The 22041-nt window shown below is 73.6% G+C and carries 18 protein-coding genes; 9 read left to right on the plus strand and 9 right to left on the minus strand.

What is annotated here, in order from left to right; genetic code table 11:
• Positions 1 to 19 precede the first annotated feature (19 nt).
• Both AB8O64_RS27875 and AB8O64_RS27880 read left to right on the plus strand, forming a co-directional pair.
• Positions 20 to 934, plus strand: a complete 915-nt coding sequence (locus AB8O64_RS27875; RefSeq protein WP_370422025.1) for an ATP-binding cassette domain-containing protein — start codon at positions 20 to 22, stop codon at positions 932 to 934.
• A complete protein-coding gene (locus AB8O64_RS27880; protein ID WP_370422026.1) occupies positions 931 to 1608 on the plus strand; it encodes an ABC transporter in 678 nt (225 codons plus the stop codon). Before AB8O64_RS27875 ends, AB8O64_RS27880 begins: the two co-directional genes overlap by 4 nt.
• Before the next feature lie 64 nt (positions 1609 to 1672).
• Here the strand turns inward: AB8O64_RS27880 and AB8O64_RS27885 are convergent, their stop codons facing one another.
• Complete coding sequence (locus AB8O64_RS27885) at positions 1673 to 2563, minus strand: polysaccharide deacetylase family protein (RefSeq protein WP_370423984.1); 891 nt, start codon at positions 2561 to 2563, stop codon at positions 1673 to 1675.
• Positions 2564 to 2637: 74 nt separating this feature from the next.
• The gene (zapE, locus tag AB8O64_RS27890) at positions 2638 to 3747 is read right to left on the minus strand and encodes a cell division protein ZapE (RefSeq protein WP_370422027.1); all 1110 of its coding nucleotides are present in this window, start codon (positions 3745 to 3747) and stop codon (positions 2638 to 2640) included.
• An 83-nt stretch (positions 3748 to 3830) separates the two neighbouring features.
• Between zapE and AB8O64_RS27895 the strand changes: the two genes are divergently transcribed.
• The 4 genes from AB8O64_RS27895 (at position 3831) to msrB (ending at position 7418) form a co-directional block, all read left to right on the plus strand.
• On the plus strand, positions 3831 to 4607 hold the full coding sequence (locus tag AB8O64_RS27895; RefSeq protein ID WP_370422029.1) for a pyrimidine reductase family protein: 777 nt from the start codon (positions 3831 to 3833) through the stop codon (positions 4605 to 4607).
• A gap of 160 nt (positions 4608 to 4767) precedes the next feature.
• The gene (locus AB8O64_RS27900; protein ID WP_370422031.1) at positions 4768 to 5280 is read left to right on the plus strand and encodes an indole-3-glycerol phosphate synthase; all 513 of its coding nucleotides are present in this window, start codon (positions 4768 to 4770) and stop codon (positions 5278 to 5280) included.
• A 283-nt stretch (positions 5281 to 5563) separates the two neighbouring features.
• The gene (gene murC, locus AB8O64_RS27905; RefSeq protein WP_370422032.1) at positions 5564 to 6967 is read left to right on the plus strand and encodes a UDP-N-acetylmuramate--L-alanine ligase; all 1404 of its coding nucleotides are present in this window, start codon (positions 5564 to 5566) and stop codon (positions 6965 to 6967) included.
• A gap of 43 nt (positions 6968 to 7010) precedes the next feature.
• Positions 7011 to 7418 (plus strand): peptide-methionine (R)-S-oxide reductase MsrB, encoded by a 408-nt coding sequence (gene msrB / locus AB8O64_RS27910; protein WP_184738839.1) that lies wholly within the window; start codon positions 7011 to 7013, stop codon positions 7416 to 7418.
• Between the two features lie 16 nt (positions 7419 to 7434).
• Here msrB and AB8O64_RS27915 read toward each other — a convergent pair whose 3' ends face one another.
• The 4 genes from AB8O64_RS27915 to lpdA form a co-directional block, all read right to left on the minus strand.
• A complete protein-coding gene (locus tag AB8O64_RS27915; protein ID WP_370422034.1) occupies positions 7435 to 7731 on the minus strand; it encodes a hypothetical protein in 297 nt (98 codons plus the stop codon).
• A 50-nt stretch (positions 7732 to 7781) separates the two neighbouring features.
• A complete protein-coding gene (treZ, locus tag AB8O64_RS27920; RefSeq protein WP_370422035.1) occupies positions 7782 to 9587 on the minus strand; it encodes a malto-oligosyltrehalose trehalohydrolase in 1806 nt (601 codons plus the stop codon).
• A gap of 103 nt (positions 9588 to 9690) precedes the next feature.
• A complete protein-coding gene (locus tag AB8O64_RS27925) occupies positions 9691 to 10614 on the minus strand; it encodes a GNAT family N-acetyltransferase (RefSeq protein WP_370422036.1) in 924 nt (307 codons plus the stop codon).
• A gap of 82 nt (positions 10615 to 10696) precedes the next feature.
• Positions 10697 to 12133 (minus strand): dihydrolipoyl dehydrogenase, encoded by a 1437-nt coding sequence (gene lpdA, locus AB8O64_RS27930; protein WP_370422037.1) that lies wholly within the window; start codon positions 12131 to 12133, stop codon positions 10697 to 10699.
• An 84-nt stretch (positions 12134 to 12217) separates the two neighbouring features.
• Between lpdA and AB8O64_RS27935 the strand changes: the two genes are divergently transcribed.
• Complete coding sequence (locus AB8O64_RS27935; protein ID WP_370422038.1) at positions 12218 to 13132, plus strand: LysR family transcriptional regulator; 915 nt, start codon at positions 12218 to 12220, stop codon at positions 13130 to 13132.
• Here AB8O64_RS27935 and treY read toward each other — a convergent pair.
• A complete protein-coding gene (treY, locus tag AB8O64_RS27940) occupies positions 13102 to 15507 on the minus strand; it encodes a malto-oligosyltrehalose synthase (RefSeq protein ID WP_370422040.1) in 2406 nt (801 codons plus the stop codon). The genes AB8O64_RS27935 and treY overlap by 31 nt on opposite strands.
• 88 nt (positions 15508 to 15595) lie before the next feature.
• Positions 15596 to 17722 carry a glycogen debranching protein GlgX gene (gene glgX / locus AB8O64_RS27945; protein WP_370422041.1) on the minus strand — a complete coding sequence of 709 codons (2127 nt, stop codon included), beginning with the start codon at positions 17720 to 17722 and terminating at the stop codon, positions 15596 to 15598.
• Between the two features lie 402 nt (positions 17723 to 18124).
• Between glgX and AB8O64_RS27950 the strand changes: the two genes are divergently transcribed.
• A complete protein-coding gene (locus AB8O64_RS27950; RefSeq protein ID WP_130881676.1) occupies positions 18125 to 19360 on the plus strand; it encodes an SAV2148 family HEPN domain-containing protein in 1236 nt (411 codons plus the stop codon).
• 189 nt (positions 19361 to 19549) lie between these two features.
• Entirely contained in the window at positions 19550 to 20260 is a 711-nt protein-coding gene (locus AB8O64_RS27955) for an exonuclease domain-containing protein (RefSeq protein ID WP_356456986.1), read from the plus strand.
• Positions 20261 to 21111: 851 nt separating this feature from the next.
• Here the strand turns inward: AB8O64_RS27955 and AB8O64_RS27960 are convergent.
• Positions 21112 to 21993 carry a phosphotransferase enzyme family protein gene (locus AB8O64_RS27960; RefSeq protein ID WP_370422042.1) on the minus strand — a complete coding sequence of 294 codons (882 nt, stop codon included), beginning with the start codon at positions 21991 to 21993 and terminating at the stop codon, positions 21112 to 21114.
• Positions 21994 to 22041: the final 48 nt, after the last annotated feature.

Raw genomic sequence — 22041 nt, forward strand, 5'->3', positions numbered from 1 at the left:
GCCCGATACGGTGTGGTCCATGAGACTGACGGGGGTCGGGCGTCGCTACGGTATCGGCGGCCCGTGGGTACTGCGGGGGGTCGACCTGGAGGTCCGGCCGGGGTCGCTGGTGCGGGTCGAGGGCGCCAACGGCAGCGGCAAGTCCACGCTGCTGCGGCTGCTCGCCGGCATCGATGCCCCCACCACCGGACGGATCACCGGACGGCCGCGCACGGCGTTCGTCCCCGAGCGTTTTCCCGCCGCGCTGCCCTTCACCGCCCTCGGCTATCTGACGATGCTCGGCCGCGTCCACGGTCTGAGCCGGCCCGCCGCCGTGAGCGCCGCCAACCGGTGGCTGGAGCGCTTCGACGCCGCCGAGCACGCCCGCACCCGTCTGTCCGAACTCTCCAAGGGCAGCAGCCAGAAGGTCGCCGTCGCCCAGGGCCTGCTCGCCGACCCCCGTCTGCTCGTCCTCGACGAGGCCTGGACCGGCCTCGACCAGGCCTCCCGGGCCGTCCTCGACCGCGCCGTGACGGACCGCGTGGCGGCCGGCGGCACGGTCGTCTACGTCGACCACGACCCGGGCCGTCTGGCGGGCGTGCCCGACGCGGTCTACCGCGTGGAGGCGGGACGGCTGGCCGCGGTGGCCGCGGCGAACACGGCAGGCCCCGCGGACGCGGGGGAGCGGCCCGCGCGCCGCCCCGCCGGTCCGCGGGTGAGCGTCGAGGCGGAAGGGCCGTCCGGTGCCCGGCTGCCCGACGGCCTGCCCGGCGATCCCGTGTCCGAGATCCTCGGCCCCGTGGCACCCGGCACCCCCGCCGTGCACCGTCTGACCGTCGCCGCCGCGCACTCGGACGCCCTGCTCCGGGCCCTCCTGGCGGCCCGCCCCGCGTGGCACATCCGCGCCGTGACGACGACGCGGCCCGCCCCCGTCGAAGGAGAGACCGGCCGATGACCGCACTGCTCCGCTACCAGGCCGCCCTGCTGGCCCGCTCGCACCGGTGGCTGCCCCCGCTGCTGCTCTATCTGGCCTTCATGGCCATCGGGGTGCAGACCGGCCAGCCGGTCCTGGACTCGCTCGGCTTCGCCGCGGCCGTGCTGCTGCCGGTGACCGCGTGGCTGGTGCGGGTGTGCGTGACCAATGAGCCGGGCGCCGCCCGGGACTGCGCCGCCGCCGCGGCCGGCCCGGCCCGCGTCCATCTCGCGGCGCTGCTCACCGCGCTGCTCGCCGCGACGGGTCTCGCCGTCGTGGGCACCGCCGTCGTCACGGCGGTCAGCGACCCGCGCGGCACCCGCCACGAGGAACTGCCGATCTGGTCCGCGGCCGGGGCGGGGCTGGTGACCGCCGTGACGTGCGTGCTGCTCGGTGCGGCCGTCGGGGCGCTCTGCAACCGGCCGGTGCTGCGCAGCACCGCGTGGGCGGTGCCGACGACGGTGCTCGGGGCGTTCGCGGTGCTCTTCGTCGGCGGCTCGCCCGCGAGAGCCGCCGTGAACGGGCTGGTCAGCGGCTCCCGGACCGCGACCGTGACGGTGCCGCTGGTGCCGCTCGCCGTGGCCGCCGCGCTCGCGGCGGTGGCCATGGCCGCGGCCTGCGCGCTCAGTGCGCGGCAGCCGGGCGGCGGGCCGTGAGGCGCTCGTACGCACCGGTGGCGGACACCCGGCCGGCCGCCCCGCCCCGGCCGCCCGGGGCCGGTCAGCGACCGGCGATCAGGTCGGAGACCCGTACGAACTCGTAACCCCTGGCGCGCAGCCCCGGCACGATCCGCCGGATCGCCTCCTCCGTGACCGGTGCCGCGCTGCGCGTGCAGTGCATCACGACCACCGAGCCGGGCTTCACCTGCGACAGCACCGTTTCGGCCACCGGGCCGGCCTGCTTGGCGAAGGCGTCGCCGCTGACCACGTCCCACTGCACGGCGGTCGCCTCCGTCGGGCCGATGGCGCGCAGCACGGCGTCGTTGTGACAGCCGCCGGGGAAGCGGAAGTACGGGACCGTGTTCTTGACCCCGGCGCGGCGGAAGGCGTCGAAGGCGCGCTCCACATCGGCGCGGGCGCCCTTGAGCGGGACGGTCGGCAGCTTGTAGCAGGGGGTGGAGAACGCGTGGTGCGCGTACGAGTGGTTGGCGACCTCGAAGAGCGGGTCACCGCCGATGGACCGCGCCTGGGCCGGGTACTGCTCCGCCCATTTGCCGGTCATGAAGACCGTGGCGGGCACCTTCAGCCGCCGCAGGGTCGCGATGAGCTGGGGATTGTCGAACCGCTCGCCGCGCGCCGCCCGTTTGTCCTGGTCCGCCGTCATGTCGGCGTCGAAGGTGAGGGCGACCCGCTTGCCGCCGTCGCGCTTGCCGTGCGAGAAGACGGGGGCGGCCCCGCCGGGCCCGGGCGGGAGGGTCGGTGCGGGCGACCCGGCGGCGGGCGTCGCGGGTGCGGTGGGCGCGGTGGGCTTCAGCGCGGGGGCCGACGCGGCGGAGGGCTTGCCGGGCCCGGCGGCGGGCGAGTCGTCCGCGCCGCAGGCCGCCAGCGCGCCGCACAGCAGCGCGGCGGCGGCCGGGGCGAGGACCCGCCGGGCGCGCGGGGAATGGATCATGGGGGACACCGGGGAACCGTATCGGACACATCATCCGAAGATGTGTGCCCCAGGTGGCGCCCCAGGGCCGACCGCTACTCCTTGACCAGCGACTTCGCGTCGCGGGCGAGGGCCGTGAGCCGGGAGATCGCCCGGAAGTACTTCTTCTTGTACCCGCCGTTCAGCATCTCCGGGCTGAACAGCTCGTCGAACGGCCGGCCCGACGCCAGCACCGGGATCTCGCGGTCGTAGAGCCGGTCGGCGAGCACCACGAGCCGCAGCGCGGTCGACTGGTCGGGGACCGGCTCCACGCCGGTCAGGCACACGGCCCGCAGGGAGTCGCACATGGCGCCGTAGCGGCTCGGGTGCACCTTGGACAGGTGGTCGAGCAGGGCGGGGAAGTCATCCAGCGAGGCGCCCTCCGTCGCGTGCGCCACCCGCTTGACGGTGTCGTCGTCGAACGGCGCCGGGGCCTCGGGCAGGCCGCGGTGCCGGTAGTCCTCGCCGTCGATGCGCAAGGGACGGAAGTGCGCGGACAGCCCCTGGATCTCGCGCAGGAAGTCGGCGGAGGCGAAGCGGCCCTCGCCGAGCTTGCCCGGCAGCGTGTTGGACGTCGCGGCCAGCGCCACCCCCGCCTCGACCAGCTTGCCCAGCAGGGTCGAGACGAGCACGGTGTCGCCCGGGTCGTCCAGCTCGAATTCGTCGATGCACAGCAGCCGGTGGCCGCTCAGCGTCCGCACGGTCTGCTGGAAGCCCAGCGCGCCGACGAGGTTGGTCAGCTCCACGAAGGTGCCGAAGGCCTTGTGCTCCGGGGCGGCCGGGGTGGCGTGCCAGAGGGAGGCCAGCAGGTGCGTCTTGCCGACGCCGTAGCCGCCGTCGAGGTAGACACCGCGCGGCCCGGCGGGCACGGTGGGCTTCGCCTCGCGCCGGAACCAGCGCTTGCGCCCCGCGCCGCTCGCGCTCGCGCCGCCCCCGAGCCCGGCCGCGAAGCCGGCGAGCACCCGCACGGCCTCGGCCTGGCTGGGCTGGTTCGCGTCGGGGATGTAGTTGTCGAACCGCACCGAGTCGAAGCGCGGCGGCGGCACCATCTCGGCGACCAGGCGGTCGGCGGGCACCTGCGGTGCGCGCGAGGTCAGCGCGAGCGGCCCGTCGGAGGCGGGGTCGGCGGGGCCGGGGGAGGCGGGGGAAGCGGTGGAGGACGACACAACCGTCCAGGGTAGTCGCTGCGTACGACACCCTCGCTCGAGGCGGGGGTACGAGCCGGCCGGGGCATGCCACACTGCCGCCTATGCGACGCCTGTTCCCCTCACCGCTGGCCCCGTCCGACCTCGAAGACCGCGAATGGGGGCTGGACGAACTGGCGGACGCCTACGCCTACCCCCAGGCGGCGGACGGCGGCGGACGTCCCTGGCTGCGCGCCAACATGGTCTCCTCGCTCGACGGCGCCGCCCACCACGAGGGGCGCTCGCAGCCGCTGTCCTCCGAGGCCGACATGCGGATCTTCGGCACCCTGCGCGGCCTCGCCGACGCGATCGTGGTCGGGGCCGAGACCGTACGGCAGGAGGGCTACCGCCCCGCGCGCGCCCGGGAGGCGTTCGCGGCGCGGCGGGCGGCGCTCGGCCAGCCAGTGGCGCCGGTGATCGCGGTCGTCAGCGCCGCGCTCGACCTGGACTTCTCGCTCCCGCTGTTCACCTCGCCCCTGGTGCCGACGATCGTGCTGACCGGTGAGGACGCCCCGGCGGAGCGGGTCGCCGCGGCCCGTGCGGCGGGCGCGGAGGTCGTCACGGCCGGCCGGGGGCGCCGGGTGGACCCCGCGCTGGTGCCGGCGGTGCTGGCCGGGCGGGGGCTGACACGGCTGCTCACGGAGGGCGGGCCACAGCTGCTGGGCCAGTTCGCCGGGGCGCGGGTGCTGGACGAGATGTGCCTGTCGCTGGCTCCCCTGGTGGCCTCCGGCACCGCGCCGCGCATCATGAACGGTCCGCCGCTCGCCGTGCCGGAACGATTCGCTCTCGCTTCCGTCATCGAGGAGGGCGGTTTTCTGTTCAATAGCTACCGACGAGTCTGACAATCGGCGGAATTTGCTGCTCCGGTTCGCTTCGGGTGGGCAGAATTGAGTCAGACGCGTCCTCGAGGGGCACGAGATCACAACAGGCGGGCCCATGGAGGGCACGCGCAGGATGGTTTCTGTTGGGCCCGGTGGCCCACGTAGCAGAAGGGCTCCCACCGTGTTCACGAGCGTATTGATGATCGAGCAACCGCTGTCCGTCACCGACGTCGACTTCGTCACCACCCTCCACGACGACGCGATGTCCTTCGTGGTCCTGATGCAGCCCAGAGGCGCCGAGGACCGGCTGCTGCGGGCCATCGACGACGTGGCGCTCGGCGAGCTGGAACAGGCCGTCCACGAGGCCGACGAGCCCGAGGGCGAGCAGGCCGTGCGGCCCGCCGCCCTCGCCCTCGAACACTCGCTCCGGCTGCTCCGCGACGCGGGCAGCGAGGCCGTGGGGCAGATCGTCGACGGCCACCCGCTGGACCTGCTGCGGTCCGTCGTCGAGCAGACGCACGCCGACGAGGTGATCGTGCTGACCGCTCCCCACCTGGTCGAGGAGTTCTTCCACCGGGACTGGGCCTCGCGCGCCCGCCACAAGGTGGGTGTCCCCGTCCTCAAGCTCTACGCCCACAACGACGAGGACGAGACGGAGCGCAAGGACGAGAGCCGGGACGAGGGCACGGGCTGACGGCCGGGGCCGTCCCGGGCGGGACCGGGACCGTCGCCGTGCGGTGCGCGCGTCACCCCGGCGGGTGAGCGCAGGGGCGGCGCCCTCCGGATGCTCCTCGTCGACCTCCCCACGCTGCCCCCGCCCCGCAGCCACCCCGCCCCGCCGTGATCGCCGCGGGCCCGGCCGGAGGCGTGATCCGCCCGGTACGACCGGCGGGGGTGGCCGTGGGCGGGGCTGTCGGCACCGGGTGCAACAATCGGGCGTAGCTACACCCGGAACCGACCCTCAGGGAGCACCGCACATGGCACCGGCCGTCCCCACGACGATGGACCGACCGCACTTCATCGGCATCGGCGGCGCCGGCATGTCGGGCATCGCGAAGATCCTCACGCAGCGCGGCGCGCGCGTCGCGGGCAGCGACGCCAAGGACTCCGCCACCGCCGAGGCGCTCCGCGACCTGGGGGCCACCGTGCACATCGGGCACGCCGCCGGGCACCTGGCCGAGGACGCCACCTGCGTCGTCGTCTCCAGCGCCATCCGCGCCGACAACCCCGAGCTGGCGGCCGCCGCCGAGCGCGGCATCCCCGTCGTGCACCGCTCGGACGCCCTCGCCGGGCTCATGGAGGGCCTGCGCCCGATCGCCGTCGCCGGTACGCACGGCAAGACGACCACGACCTCGATGCTCGCGGTCTCCCTCGACGCCCTCGGCCTCGACCCCTCGTACGCCATCGGCGGCGACCTCGACGCCCCGGGCTCCAACGCCCGGCACGGCGCCGGCGAGATTTTCGTCGCCGAGGCGGACGAGAGCGACCGCAGCTTCCACAAGTACGCGCCCGAGGTCGCCATCATCCTCAACGTGGAGCTGGACCACCACGCGAACTACGCGTCGATGGACGAGATCTACGAGTCGTTCGAGACCTTCGTCGGCCGGCTGCGCCCCGGCGGCACCCTCGTCATCGCCGCCGACCAGGCGGGTGCCCGTGAGCTCACCGAGCGGCTCGCCCGGAACTCGGCCCGCGAGGACATCCAGGTCGTCACCTACGGCGAGGCCGAGGACGCGGACGTACGGGTCCTCAAGGTCAACCCGCGCGGCCTGACCAGCGAGGTCACCGTCGTCATGGGCGGCAAGGTGCTCACCTTCACCGTCTCCGTCCCCGGCCGCCACTACGCGCACAACGCCGTCGCGGCCCTCGCCGCGGGCGTCGCGCTCGGTCTGCCGCTGCACAACCTCGCCTCCGCGCTCGGCAAGTACACCGGCGTCAAGCGCCGCCTCCAGCTCAAGGGCGAGGCGAAGGGCGTGCAGGTCATCGACTCCTACGCCCACCACCCGACCGAGATGACGGCGGACCTGGAGGCCATCCGCGGCGCCGCCACCGACGCGCGCCTGCTCGTGGTCTTCCAGCCGCACCTCTTCAGCCGCACCCAGGAGCTGGGCACCGAGATGGGCCAGGCGCTGGCCCTCGCGGACGCGTCCGTGGTCCTCGACATCTACCCGGCGCGCGAGGAGCCGATCCCCGGCGTCACCAGCGCCGTGATCATCGACGCCGCACGGGCCGCGGGCGCGGACGTGCGCGCCGAGCACGACATGGCGGCCGTCGCCGATGTGATCGCGGGAATGGCCGAGCCCGGTGATCTCGTTCTGACCATGGGCGCCGGTGATGTGACGGACCTCGGTCCGAAGATCCTGGCCCGACTGGAGAGCTGACCCGAAGACGCGTAAGACCCGTCCTCACCGAAAGGCGCGCGAGATGTCGTACGAGGTCGAGAAGCCGGACGAGCAGTGGCGCGCGGAGCTGACCCCCGCGGAGTACCAGGTGCTCCGCCAGGCCGGCACCGAGCCCGCCTTCCGCGGTGAGTACACCGATACGAAGACGGCGGGGGTCTACTCCTGCCGGGCGTGTGGCGCGGAGCTGTTCCGCTCCACGGAGAAGTTCGAGAGCCACTGCGGCTGGCCGAGCTTCTACGACCCGAAGGACTCCTCCGCCGTCGAGCTGATCGAGGACCGCTCGCACGGCATGACCCGCACCGAGGTGCGCTGCGCGCGCTGCGGCTCGCACCTCGGCCACGTCTTCGAGGGCGAGGGCTACCCCACCCCGACCGACCAGCGGTACTGCATCAACTCGATCTCACTGCGGCTGGAGCCGGCCGAGGGCTGAGGGCCTTGCCCGGCGGTCAGCTCCTGCCGATGGCGCTCAGGCCCTTCTGGAGATCCTCGTAGTTCATCACCGGCTGGATGTGGACCTCCGCCTCCAGCTCCGTGAAGAAGTTCTCGAGGATCGGGGGCATCTGCGAGGAGTCCTCCATGTCGAAGACCATCAAGCAGGAGCGCCCGCCGTCCATCGGGGCGAAGTAGGCGGCCTCGGGGTGGATCTTCTCCATGACCTCCTGCAGTACCTTCGGCAGCTTGCCGTTCTTGATCGCCTCGTTCCCCGCGCGGGTGTCCAGCCGGGCCTCCAGTAGCGTGCGCATGGTCCTTCACTCCTTCGGCGGCGCACCCGCGCATGGCGTTCCGGCAGCGCTCACGAAGGCGCGGTCGCGCCACTTCCAGCGTCTGCCCGCTCGCCGGGCCGCGCAACAGCGCGCCCCGGGCGCAGCACGACGGCCGTCTCGGGCGGCAGCCGCAGCACGCCGTCCGCGTCCGGCGGCCCGACGGGACGCCAGGCCAGGACGGCCTCGGCACCCGCCGCGTCGGGGCCCAGGTCCAGCGCCACGGGCCGGTCGGCGAGATTGACCGCGAGGTGCAGGGGGCCGCGCCGGAAGTGGACCGTGCGGTCCTCGGCGCGGAGGGCGTCGTACTCCCACCGGGGGTCAGCGAGGGCCGGCTCGGTCCGGCGCAGGGTGATCAGGCGGCGGTACCAGTCGAGCAGCGCCGTGTGCGGCGCGCGGGCCGGCTCGCTCCAGTCGAGACAGGAGCGGTCCCGGGTGGCGGGGTCCTGGGGGTCGGGGATGTCCTTCGCCGCCCAGCCGTGGGCGGCGAACTCCCGCCGCCTTCCTGTGCGGACGGCCTCGGCCAGTGCCGGGTCCGTGTGGTCGGTGAAGAACTGCCAGGGCGTACGGGCCCCCCACTCCTCGCCCATGAACAGCATCGGGGTGAAGGGCGCGCACAGCACGAGCGCGGCCGCGCAGGCCAGCAGCCCGGGGGACAGCCGGGCCGAAAGCCGGTCGCCCAGGGCCCGGTTGCCCACCTGGTCGTGCGTCTGGGCGTAGCCCAGGAGCCGGTACGCGGGTGTGGTGCGCGGATCGAGGGGGCGGCCGTGGGGGCGGGAGCGGAAGGCGGAGTACGTGCCGTCGTGGAAGAAGCCGCCGCGCAGCGTCTTGACGAGGGCGTGCGCGGGGTCGGCGGCGAAGTCCGCGTAGTACCCCTGGGACTCGCCCGTCAGGGCCGTGTGCAGCGCGTGGTGGAAGTCGTCGTTCCACTGGGCGTGGATCCCCATGCCGCCCGCTTCGCGAGCGGTGGTCGTGGCCGGGTCGTTGAGGTCGGACTCGGCGATGAGGAAGAGCGGCCGCCCCAATCGCCCGGCCAGGGCGTCGACCGCGGCCGACAGCTCGGCGAGGAAGTGCTTCGGCCCGGTGTCGATCAGCGCGTGCACCGCGTCCAGCCGCAGCCCGTCGAGCCCGTAGTCGCGCAGCCAGGCCAGGGCGCTGCCGATCAGGAACGCCCGGACCTCGGCGGAGCCGGGGGCGTCGAGGTTGACGGCCGCGCCCCACGGTGTGTGGTGGGTGTCGGTGAAGTACGGCCCGAAGGCGGGCAGGTGGTTGCCGGACGGACCCAGGTGGTTGTGCACGACGTCGAGCACGACGCCGAGGCCGAGCGCGTGTGCCGCGTCCACGAAGCGCCGCAGGCCCGCCGGGCCGCCGTAGGGCTCGTGGACGGCCCAGAGACAGACCCCCTCGTACCCCCAGCCGTGCGTGCCCGGGAACGGGCACACCGGCATGAGTTCCACGTGGGTGATGCCCAAGTCGGCCAGGTGGGGCAGCCGTTCGGCGGCCGCGTCGAAGGTGCCCTCGGGGGTGAAGGTGCCGATGTGCAGCTCGTAGAGGACCGCGCCGGGCAGCGGGCGGCCCGGCCACGGCTGCCGTCGGCTCAAGGCGGCCGGTTCGACGACCGCGCTGAGCCCGTCGGGGCCGTCCGGCTGGCGCCGGGAGCGCGGGTCGGGCAGCACGGGCCCGCCGTCCAGGGCGAAACCGTAGCGGTCCCCGGGGGCCGCGGGGACTGTGCACCGCCACCAGCCCGCGCGGGCCGGATGGCGCGCCATGGGGTGCTCGCGGTCCGCCGCGTGCAGCACCACCCGTCCGGCGTTCGGCGCCCACACCTCGAACAGCACAGCCGGCTCCTCTCGACGACGGTGCTGTTCATGGTGCCCGGCAGGGGCCGTCCGAATGCGGGCCGGGCAAGCGCAAGGTGTTGGCCAGTCAGCTGAGCTCTGGTCAGCCGGACTGCGGGGGAACGAGGTCGACGCGTTCCTGGGTGACCGGGTAGCCCGCCTTCGCGAAGGTGGCCGCCATCGGGTGGTTGCCCTGGTCGGTCGCCGCCGCGATCCATGTCGCACCCTCGGCGACCAGGTCGTGGGTGCACTCCACGAGCAGGTCGTACGCGTAGCCGTGGCCGCGCTGCTCGGGCACGACCCCGATGTACCCCACGCACGGTCCGGCCGGGTTGTGGGCGGGCACCTGGATGCCGACCGGCTCGCCGCCGGGGGCGTAGGCGAGCTTCCACCAGGCGCGCGGCGAGGGCAGCCAGTCGAGGAAGCCCATGAACTCGTCGACGGCCGCGTCCGGCCCGAGCTCGGCGATGTTCCGCCGGTCATGGGCGTCGAGGGTGCCCTGATGAGTACGGCGCACCACATCCCGTATCACCGCGTCGTCGGGCTCCGCCCGGAACGTGAGCCGTCCGGGCCGCTCCGGCAGCCCGCAGGCGGTCGTCCACTCGTAGCGGAAGCGGTCGACGAGGTGGCGCAGACCGGCTGCCCCGGCCGCGGCGATCCGGGCCTCGCCGGCCGCCCGGGTCTCCGGCCGCTCCCGCCACCCGGGCGGGGCCAGCAGGGAGTACTCGGTGCGCAGCGGCGCCGTGCGCAGCAGCCGGACCGCGGCCTCGTCCTCGCCCTCGGCGAAGTCGAACCAGTCGAGGGCCTTCGGCGTCTCGTCACCGGGCCCGCCCCACCAGGCGGCGCGTGCCACGACCTTGTCGTCGCGCAGCGCGACCCAGGTCCAGTCGGGCCGGTACTCGCCGCCCTCGTGGACGGGCGCGTAGCGGTGGCCGAAGGCGGCCCGGCCGACGAGACCGGGGTCGGGCAGGGACGTGAACAGAGCGGTGTCGTTCTCGGTGAGCGCGCGGATGACCAGCTCGGTCATGAAGGTCCTTCTTCCAATGGACGGCTCCGGAACGCTAGGAGACGCCCACCCCGGCGTCCAACGCTTTTCCCGCGCGCCGTACTTACCGCTGGTGCAGTCCCCGGCCCGCCAGGGACAGGAACACCTCGCCGACCGCCTCCGAGAGCGTCGGGTGCGGGTGGATGTGCTGGGCCACGTCGGCGGCCTCGGCGTCCCAGCCGACGATCAACTGGCTCTCCGCGATCATTTCCGAGACGTGCGGGCCCACGAGGTGCACGCCCAGCACCCGGCCCCCGCCCCCGCCCTTCGCCCCCACCTCCGCCTCCGTGACGACCTTCACCACTCCGCCCTGCCCGTGCACCATGCCCTTGGCGACCGCCGTCAACGGCATGGAGTTGGCCTTCACCTCGTGGCCCCGCTCCCGCGCCCCGTCCTCGGACAGGCCCACCGACGCCGTCTGCGGGCTGGAGTAGGTGACCCGTGGCACGGCGGCGTAGTCGACCGGCCGCGGCGTACCGCCCGCGAGGGCCTCCGCGACCACCAGCCCCTCGGCGAAGGACGCGTGCGCCAGCCCCGGTGACGGCGGCGGCAGCAGATCGCCGACCACGTGGATGCCCGGCACGGAGGTCTCCAGGCGCGCCCAGTCGGCCGGTGCGACGAACCCCCGCGCGTCCGTGGCCAGTCCGGCGGCCGCCAGTCCCAGGCCGTCGGTGACCGGTACCCGGCCCACGGCCACCAGCAGCCGCTCGGCCTCCACGACGCGGAACTCCCCGCGCGCGGTGCGGACAGTGGCCCGCACCCCGCCCTCGTACGTCCGCGCGTCCTCCAGCCGCGCGCCCACCTGGACGTCGATGCCGCGCTTCTTCAGGCCCCGGGTCAGATGCCGGCTCACGTCGGCGTCCTCCGACGGCAGCAGCCGGTCGGCCGCCTCCACCAGCGTCACCTCGGCACCCATCGACCGGTGCAGGGAGGCGTACTCGACGCCGATCGCACCGCCGCCCAGCACCAGTACCGAGGCGGGCAGCCCCGGGGCGAACAACGCGTCGTCACTGGTGACGACCCGCTCGCCGTCCGGCTCCAACCCCGGCAGCGTGCGCGGCCGCGAACCCGTGGCGAGCACGATGCCACGCCGCACGGCCCACTCGGACCCCGCCTCGGCACCCGAGTCGACCCGGACCCCGCGTGGGCCCGTCAGCGAGGCCGAACCGCGCACCACGCGCACCCGCGCGTGGGACAGATGCCCCTCCACGCCCTTGTGGTTGCGCGAGACGATGTCGTCCCGGGTGGCGGTCAGCGCGGACCAGTCCACGGAGTCGAGCGTCGCCTTCACCCCCCACCGCTCCCGTGCCTCGGCGATCCCGTCCACCAGCTCCGCGGCGTGCAGCATCGCCTTGCTCGGGACGCAGCCGCGGTGCAGACAGGTGCCGCCCACCAGATCGCGTTCCGCGAGGACGACATCGAGCCCGAGGGCGGCGGCGCGCAACGCGGTGCTGTAACCGCCGGTGCCGCCACCGATGACGAAGACATCTGTTTCCTGCATGACTTCACCCTGCGCCGCGAGCGATCATGAGTCCAACGCAATGTTTCGATCGATTCGATGACAGCTGTTCATAGGGGGAGCCGGTTGAGTCTGCGACAGATGGAGTACCTGGTCGCGGTGGTGGCGGAGGGGTCCTTCACCCGGGCCGCCGAGGCGCTCAACGTCACCCAGTCCGCGCTCTCGCACCAGATCAAGGCACTGGAGCGGGAAGTCGGCGGCCCGCTGCTGGAGCGGCGCCCGCGCGGCATCGGGCTCACGCCCATGGGCCGCGCCTTCCTGCCGCACGCCGAACTGGCGGTCCGCAGCGCCGAGCAGGCGCGCCGCGCGGCGAAGGCCGCGGCCGGGGCGGCGGGCGGCGAGCTGCACATCGCGACGTTGCACGCGCTCGCCGTCGGCGTGCTGCCGTCCGTCTTCGCCCGCTGGCGGCGCGCCTACCCCGAGGTCCTGCTCAACCTCCACGAGTACGCCACCACGGAGGAACTGCGCGATCACATGGAGCGCGGCGTCGCCGACGTCGCCATCGGCCCGCGGCCGGACGACTGGCACGGCCCCGTCGTCCCGCTCGGCCACGAGGAGATCATGCTGATCACCTCCGCCGACGACCCGCTCGCGGCCCGCGCGCAGCCGGTGCGGCTGACGGAACTGGCCGACCGCGTATGGGTGCGCTGCGCCCTCGAACCGGTGGTGCAGGGACAGCGCTGGCTGGACTGGGTCTGCGAGCGGAGCGGCTTCGCACCCCGTACGGGCGTGTGGACCGAGCACTCCTCCACGGCCGTCCGGATGGCGGCGGCCGGCGTGGGCCTCGTCGCCGCGCCCCTGCACCTGGCCCGGGGCGTCACCGGCGCGGCGGTCGTCGCCGTCGACCCGCCCTGGAGCCGGGAACAGACCGCCTACTCCCGGGTGGAGCTCACCGGGATCGCCGCCACCTTCGTGCGCCTCAGCCAGGAGCAGGCCTTCCCGGACACCGTTCAGTCCCGCACCAGCAGCGCCACGGGGTAGTGGTCCAGCAGCTCCGCCAGCGCCGCCCCGCCCTCGTACCCCCGATCGGTCAGCAGCTCGCGCCACCGGCCGCCGCCGGGCAGGTCCAGCGTCGTGTCCCGCCAGCCGCCGGCGTCCGCGAGCCGGCGGGGCAGCCGGGTCACGGCGGTGACGACCTCCCCCGAACGGGTGAACGCCACGCAGTGCCCGGCGGCCGGGCCGAGCGCGGTCAGCGGCTCGTACGAGGCCTCGGCGCCGAACCAGGCGGGGTGGGCGCGCCGCAGCAGCAGCGCGGTACGGGTGAGCCACAGCTTCTCCGCCGAGAGTCCGCCGTCCATCGGGACCGGACCGGCGAGCGGACCGTCGGGGAAGCGGGGCACCCGGCGGTTGTCCGGGTCGACGAGCGCGGTGCGGTCCCCCTCGGTGCCCATGTAGAGATCCGGCACGCCCGGCATGGTGAGGTGCAGCAACGCGGCACCGAGGACATGGGCCCGCACCGCCGGGCCCATCTCGCGGAGCAGGGACGCGAGCGCGTCCCCGGGCGGCCCGCACGGGCCGTTCGTGACGAACGCCTCCACCGCCCGTTCGTACGCCGCGTCCGGCTCGGTCCACGTCGTGCGCAGCGCGGCCTCGCGCACGCTCTTGAGGACCGCGGGGACGAGGCGCCCCGCCTCGGCGGCGCCGGAGCCGTCCGCCGCGCCGAGCCCCAGCGCGCTCTGCCAGGCCACCCACGCCACATGCGGGTCGGGCGCCGCCGTCAGGGCCGCCGTCCGGTCCATCAGATCGGCCCACCGCCCTGGGTACTGCGTGAGCGCCGCGATCCTCGCCCGCGCGTCCGCACTGCGTTTGGTGTCGTGGGTGGACAGCACCGTCCCGGTGGCGGGCCAGTCGCGTTGCAGCCGGGCGCAGTAGGCGTGGAACTCGCCCGGGGAGACCGCGGGCCGCTGCGGGGTGCCGCCGACCTCGTTGGCGGACAGCAGGGGCGCGTAGCGGTAGAAGGCCGTGTCCTCCACCGACTTGGCCCGCAGCGCGGACGCGGTCTGCGCGAACCGCGCGCAGAAGTCCCGGTGGTCCGGCCCGTCCCCGAGCCGGCCGAGGGCCGCGTCCCGCACCACCTCCACCGCCGCGGCCTCCTCGGGCACGGAGAAGGCCGTACGGGCGCCCTGGGCCGCCTCGTCCAGCAGCGCGGCGTCCACCGGGGCCACCGGCTCCCCGGGCACCGCGTACGGGCGGTAGACGGGCAGCCGGACGAGGATCTCGCGCAGGGCGGTGCGCAGGGCCCAAGGGGCGTGGTCGCGCAGCAGGGGCGAGGTGTCCCGGGCCCGGTCGAGGGTGCGGACCAGCCGCTCGACCTCCGCGGCCAGCTCATGGGTGACGACCTTGTAGGCCGCGCGCCGCACCGTCGCCGGCCAGTCGCCGCCCCGGTCGGGCGGCCCGCCGGTGAAGGCGCGGTACGCGGCCGTCAGCGCCGTGGCGCCCTCCGGGTCCACGAAGAGGCCGTCGAGGTGGCGCAGGGCGTCGTAGCCGGTCGTCCCGGCCACGGGCCAGTCGGCGGGCAGCCGTTCGTCGCCGCTGAGGATCTTCTCCACGACCGTCCAGCAGCCGCCCGTCGCCTTCCCCAGCCGCCGGAGATAGCCGGCCGGGTCCGCGAGCCCGTCCGGGTGGTCGATCCGCAGGCCCTCGATCACCCCCTCGCGCAGCAGCCGGAGGACCGTGGCGTGGGTGGCGGCGAAGACCTCGGGGTCCTCCACACGGACCGCGATCAGCGTGGAAATGGTGAAGAACCGCCGGTAGTTCACCTCGGTGCGGGCCAGCCGCCACCAGGCGGGCCGGTACCACTGGGCGTCCAGCAGCTCCGGCAGCGGCAGCCGCTCGGTGCCGGGCCGCAGCGGGAAGGCGTGGTCGTGCCAGCGCAGCTCACCGTCCACCACGCGCAGATGGGCCAGCTCGTCGCCCAGCCGGCCGCCCAGCACCGGCAGCAGCACCTTCCCGCCGTGCTCGGCCCAGTCGATGTCGAACCAGCGCGCGTACGGCGACGCCGGGCCGTCCCGCAGGACCTCCCACAGCGGCCCGTTCAGCCGTGCGGGCACCGGCACCGCCATATGGTTCGGCACGATGTCGAGGACCAGCCCGAGCCCGTGCTCCCGGGCGGTACGGGCCAGGGCGCGCAGCCCCTCCTCGCCGCCCAGCTCCGCCCGGACCGCCGCGTGGTCGACCACGTCGTAGCCGTGCTCGGAGCCGGGCACCGCCTCCAGCACCGGCGACAGGTGCAGATGCGAGACCCCGAGCGAGGCGAGGTAGGGAACGGCCCTTCGGGCCGCCGCGAAGGGGAAGTCCGGCTGGAGCTGGAGCCGGTACGTGGCGGTCGGTGGCGGCACGGTGCTGTCGGGCGTCATGGGAACGTACGTACCCGCAACGGGCGGTGATGCCGCAAGGGGACTAGGCCGCGTGCGGTGGTGGGCCGGGCCGTCGAGCGCAGGCGGCCTACGCCGGACGTTGCAGGATGGTCAGGCTGCGGTCCGTGAGCGTCAGGTGGTCACCGGCCTGGACCTTCGGCCCGTTGGGCTCGACGCCCTGGTCGCGGGCGGTGTCGACCACGACCTGCCACTGCTTGCCGTGGTCCACGGGCACGACGAAGTCCAGCGGCTCCCCGTGGGCGTTGAACATCAGCAGGAAGGAGTCGTCGACGATCGGCTCGCCGCGCGGCCCCGGCTCGGAGATCGCGCCCCCGTTGAGGAAGACGGTCAGCGACTTCGCGTGGGCGGCCTGCCAGTCCTCGTCCCGCATCTCCTCACCCTCGTGGGTGAACCAGGCGATGTCCGACAGCTCGTCGTGCGTGCCCTGCACCGGGCGGCCGTGGAAGAAGCGACGGCGCCGGAAGACCGGGTGGTCGCGGCGGAGCCAGATCATCGCGCGCGTGAAGGCCAGCATCCGCCGGGCCCGGGCGGAGGCCTCGTCCGCCGGGTGCGGCCAGCGCACCCACGACAGCTCGGAGTCCTGGCAGTAGGCGTTGTTGTTGCCCTCCTGGGTGCGCGCGAACTCGTCGCCGTGGCTCAGCATCGGCACCCCCTGCGACACCATCAGGGTGGCGATGAAATTGCGCATCTGGCGCTCGCGCAGCGCCAGCACCCCCGGGTCGTCGCTCTCGCCCTCGGCCCCGCAGTTCCACGAGCGGTTGTGGCTCTCGCCGTCCCGGTTGTCCTCGCCGTTGGCCTCGTTGTGCTTGTGGTTGTAGGAGACCAGGTCGTGCAGGGTGAAGCCGTCGTGACAGGTGACGAAGTTGACGGAGGCCAGCGGCCGCCTGCCGTCCCCCTGATAGAGGTCGGAGGAGCCGGTCAGCCGGGAGCCGAACTCCGCCAGCGTGGCGGGCTCACCGCGCCACATGTCCCGCGAGGTGTCGCGGAACTTGCCGTTCCACTCGGCCCACAGCGGAGGGAAATTCCCGACCTGATAGCCGCCCTCCCCGACGTCCCACGGCTCGGCGATCAGCTTCACCCGGCTGACCACCGGATCCTGCTGCACCAGGTCGAAGAACGAGGAGAGCCGGTCCACCTCGTGGAACTGCCGGGCCAGCGTCGCCGCCAGATCGAACCGGAAACCGTCCACCCGCATCTCGGTCACCCAGTAGCGCAGCGAGTCCATGATGAGCTGGAGCACGTGCGGGCTGCGCATCAGCAGCGAATTGCCGGTGCCCGTGGTGTCCATGTAGTAGCGCGGGTCGTCCGTCAGCCGGTAGTACGAGGCGTTGTCCAGGCCCCGGAAGGAGAGGGTGGGACCGAGGTGATTGCCCTCGGCGGTGTGGTTGTAGACCACGTCCAGGATGACCTCGATGCCCGCGGCGTGCAGGGCCCGCACCGCCGACTTGAACTCCAGCACCTGCTGGCCCCGGTCCCCCCACGAGGCGTAGGCGTTGTGCGGGGCGAAGAAACCGATGGTGTTGTAACCCCAGTAGTTGGCCAGCCCCGCGTCCACCAGCCGGTGGTCGTTCACGAACTGATGGACCGGCATCAGCTCGATCGCGGTCACCCCCAGCTCCGTCAGATGCTCGATGACCGCCGGGTGCGCCAGCGCCGCGTAGGTCCCGCGCACCTCCTCCGGCAGCGCCGGGTGGCGCATCGTCAGGCCCTTCACATGGGCCTCATAGATGACCGTACGGTGATAGTCGGTGCGCGGCGGCCGGTCGTCACCCCAGTCGAAGTACGGGTTGACGACCACCGAGGTCATCATGTGCGGCGCCGAGTCCATGTCGTTGCGCTTCTCGGGCCGCCCGAAGCGGTAGCCGTACACCGCCTCCCCCCAGTCGACGGCACCGCTCACCGCGCGGGCGTACGGGTCCAGCAGGAGCTTGGCGGAATTGCAGCGGTGCCCGCGCTCGGGCTCGTACGGGCCGTGCGCGCGGAAGCCGTACCGCTGCCCCGGCATGATGCCCGGCAGATAGGCGTGCCGGACGAACGCGTCGCTCTCGCGCAGCTCCACCGCCGTCTCCGAACCGTCGTCGTGCAGCAGGCACAACTCGATCCGCTCGGCGGCCTCCGAGAAGACCGCGAAGTTGGTGCCGGCGCCGTCGTACGTGGCACCGAGGGGGTACGCCTGTCCCGGCCACACCTGCATGAGTCGACTCTTCCACTTCTTCCGGGGGCCTTCCGGGGTACTTCCGGGGGTCCTGCGTAGGGTCTTCCGAGACGAGTCCCCGGGCGCCCCGGGGCGCCATGAGGACTCCTGTACGAGGCCGACCCGGCATCCTTTCCCAACCGACGCGGCCGAGCGGGCCTTTCCGCAGATCTTCCCCAAAAGGAGACCGGCACCTCCTTCTTGCGCCCCGTTCGGCTCGTCCAACCGGGTGATGACCGGGGGTCGCGCTATGAATCCGCTCACTTCGGCCACCACGGCCGGAAACAACCGCCTCATGCGGTGGGACAGTTGACCGACGACTGGCTACGAGCGGGTGCACCGCCTCCCGCCCGCACAGTAGTCTGCCTTGATCGTTGGACGGGGGCGGAAGGCGGTGCACTGGTGAGCTCGGGCGGACTGGAGCTGCCCCCTGGCGACGGCGTTCCCGGGGGAGACGGTTCGACCGACGCGCCACCCGGCGCGGTTTCCCTGGCCCGCCCGATGGAGATCGGGGCGGAGCTGGACTGGAACGCCGACGCCTGGAGCGAGGTGCGCACCCGCGCACGTCGGGCGGGGCGGGCCTACATCTGGCTGAATCTGGTGGAGCAGCGGCTGCGCGCCGTCGTGGCCGCCGTACTGCGGCCTGTCTACGAACCCGTGCACGGCGAGGACGAGTGGGTCGTCGCCGCCGCCGGGCCCGCCGGGCAGGAGTGGGTGCAGCGGGCCGCGGCGGTCCGGGAGGTGAGCCGCCGCAAGGGCTATCTGCTGGACCCGGCCGACGACAACGTCCTCAGCTTCCTCACCCTGCCGCAGCTGAGGGAGCTGCTCGTACAGCACTGGCCGTGCTTCGAGCCGTATCTCGACGACCGGCGCGACCTCGAACTCGCACTGGACGAGCTGGAGGTCGCGCGCAACGTCGTCTCCCGCAACCGGGCCCTGTCCGAGACGGTTCTCGCGCAGGCCGAGCGGGCCTCCGCGCGGCTGCTGAACATCCTCGGCAGCGGCGGGGCCCCGTCCGCCGACCGGCTGCCCATCGACGCGGTGGAAGACCTGGTGGGGGACCGCTACGCCGACGTCATCGGCGTCCACCCCGACCGGGTGCGGCTGCAGCGGCAGCTGCCCGTGGAGGACCTCTTCGGCAGCGCCCGCCGCCTCGACGCGGTGGGCATAGGGCTGAACCTGCTCGTCCAGAACTACTCGGGGCGCCGCCTCATCCGGCTGGCCGAGGCCGGCTGCCGGGCCCGGCTGCTCTTCCTCAACCCGGCGAGCAGCGCGGTCCGCCGGCGCGAGCGTGAACTGGGCATCAAAAAGGGCGAGATGAGCCGGTCCGTAGAGATGAACATCATGCACATGCGGCGGGTGCGCGACCGGCTGCGCGACACCGCCGCCTTCGAGATCCGGGTCTTCGACGAGACGCCGCGCTTCACGGCCTATCTCGTCAACGGCGACGGCTCGGACGGCCTCGCGGTGGTGCAGTCCTATCTGCGCAAGGCGCGCGGCATGGAGGCGCCGGTGCTGGTGCTGCGCGGTGGCGGCCGGAACGTGGTGCGCGACGGGCGGGAGCAGGAGCACGGGCTCTTCGAGACGTACCGCGAGGAGTTCGAAGGCGTGTGGGCGGACTCGCGCCCGGTGTCGTGACCTCGTGACGTCCTGACCTCGTGACCTTGTGACGGCCTGACTCGTGACCTCGTGACCTGTTCGCGGTGACCTCCACGGGCCCGCGGCCCGATGCGGATCCCCGGGTACCGGATCGTGCCCGGGCCGATTGTCAGTGGTGCGTGCGACGCTGGGGACCAGTCGGGGGAAGCACCACGAAGGGGGGCCGCGATGGGGTGGCACCGGGAGCTGTTGATCGGGTTCGACCTGGAGACCACGGGCACCGACCCGGGGGAGTCGCGGATCGTCACGGCGGCCGTCGTCGAGGCCAAGGGCGGCGAGCCGACGGGGCGCCGGGAGTGGCTGGCGGATCCGGGAGTTCCCATCCCGGCCGAGGCCGCGGCCATACACGGCATCACGAGCGAGCGCGCGGCGGCGCTGGGCAGACCCGCCCGCGAGGTGGTCGACGAGATAGCGGACGCGCTGGTCGGCCACTGGTCGGTGGGCGTGCCCGTCGTCGCGTACAACGCCTGCTTCGACCTCAGCATGCTGGCCGCGGAGCTGCGGCGGTACGGCCTGCCCTCGCTCGGCGAGCGGCTGGGCGACGACGGTGACGGGGGAGTGGGGCCGGTCGTCGACCCGCTCACCATCGACCGGGCCGTCGACCGCTACCGCAAGGGCAAGCGCAATCTCGAAGCGGTCTGCGGCGAGTACGGCGTGGTGCTGGACAGCGCGCACGAGGCCGGGGCGGACGCACTCGCGGCGGTCCGGGTCGCCTGCGCGGTCGCCGAGCGGTATCCGCGGGTGGCGGAGGCGGATCTCTGGGCACTCCACCGCGAGCAGGCCGGGTGGTACGGCGAATGGGCGGCGGGCTATCAGAAGTGGCTGCGCCGGCAGGGAGATCCGGAGGCGGTCGTCGACCCGCGCTGGCCGCTGCGCTGACGTCCCGGAGGTCGGGGGGCTTCAGAAGGCGTTCCCGAGGGCCCGCCCGGTGCCTCACGCGCCTCTGAAATCACCCGGTTTACCCGGATCCGGAATGACTCATGGCACTTGTCACGGTTTGCGTGATGCCCATCACCCTCCCGGAGGTGCGGGGCCACCGTAATCCGTACCGGGCCCGCCATCTCCCCCCACGGCCGCGTTCCACGGCGATCCGAGGAGGCGCAGCGTGCCCCTCTCGTCCTCTACCGCCCGGGCGCGCTCTGGATTCCGCGGAACCGGGGCGGGACGGTCGCCCCGTGTTTTCCGAGGGCGACCCCGGAATGGGCATCGGGGGATATGACCTGAAGTCGGCGGCGGATCGCGTTTTCGCCTTCGATTACCCGAGTTCTGGCAGGCTCGACCATCTCGCGCTCTTTCGGCCCGGCACCGGCACCTTCTGGATTCTGCGTAATCGAGGCGGCCACTTCGACCCGGTCCATTCCGAGGGGGACCCGGGAAAGGGTATCGGGGGATATGACCTGAAGTCTCCGGCGGACCAGGCATTCGCCTTCGATGACGAGAGTTCGGGCAAGCCGGATCATCTGGCGTTGTGCCGTCCGGGGACGGGTACGTTCTGGATTCCGCGGAATCGGGGTGGCCAATTCACGCCGGTGTACGCGCAGGGCGATCCGGGCCGGGGCATCGGGGGCTACGACCTGCGGTCGCCGGCCGACCGGGCCTTCGCCTTCGACTACGGCGGCTCGGGCGTGCAGGACCATCCGACCCCGTACCGCCCCGGCACCGGCACCGTCTGGATCCTGTGGAACCCGGCCTGGCGGGCCCCGGCCGGGGCCTCGCTGCCGTGGCCTCGCTCAGAAGGGGTACCAGCGCACCGCCGGGTCTCCGTCCCGCAAGGACGCGACCCGGCGGCCGAACTCGGCGCGCGCCGCCGGGTTGCCGGGCGCGTGCTGGGCCACCCATGCGCAGCTCGCGGTCTCCCGGGCCCCGCGCAGCACCGCGCAGCCCGCCCACTCCCGTACGTCCCAGCCGTAGGTCCGCACGAAGGTGTCGTAGGCGTCGGGGTCCATCCCGTACCGGTCCCGGCTGAGCGCCATCACCACCAGGTCGTGCTCCCGCAGGTCCCCGGCGAAGGTCTCCAGGTCCACCAGGACCGGCCCGTCCGGTCCGATGTGGACGTTGCGCGGCGAGGCGTCGCCGTGGATCGGCCCCGGCGGCAGCTGCGGGGTCAGCGCGGCGGCCGCCGCCGCGAAACCGTCCCGCCGCTCCCGCAGATACGCGGCGTCGGCCGGGTCGATCGCGTCCCCGGCCAGCCGGAGCCAGCGCTCGACGCCGCCGAGCAGCTCGCGACGCGGCAGCGCGAAACCCGGTTCCGGCAGTGCGTGGATCAGCCGCAGCAGTTCGGCGAGGTCGGCGGGGCCGGCCGGGCGCGGCGCCGCGGGGAGCCGGTGCCAGAGCGTCACCGGATGCCCGTCGGCCGACAGCACCTCGGGTGCGGCCGCCCGGACGGCCGGGATGCCGCACTCCGCGAGCCAGGCGGCGACGCGCAGTTCATGACGGGCCCGGTCCGCCAGCGAGGCGTCGCGGCCCACCTTGGCGACGAGGTCCCCGGCGGCGAAGACCGCGTTCTCCCCGAGCGCGAGGAGTTTCGCGTCGGCCGCCGGAACGGCCGCCGGGAGGAGCTCGCGCGCGCGTTGTTCCGTGAAGGGCACGTTCGCCGGATGCGTCGAGGCCATGGGATCCACCACTCGTACCTTCCGTACCTGCCGTGTCGGCGCCGCCCG

The sequence above is a fragment of the Streptomyces sp. QH1-20 genome, from assembly GCF_041283565.1.
In the GTDB taxonomy this organism is placed as follows: domain Bacteria; phylum Actinomycetota; class Actinomycetes; order Streptomycetales; family Streptomycetaceae; genus Streptomyces; species Streptomyces syringius.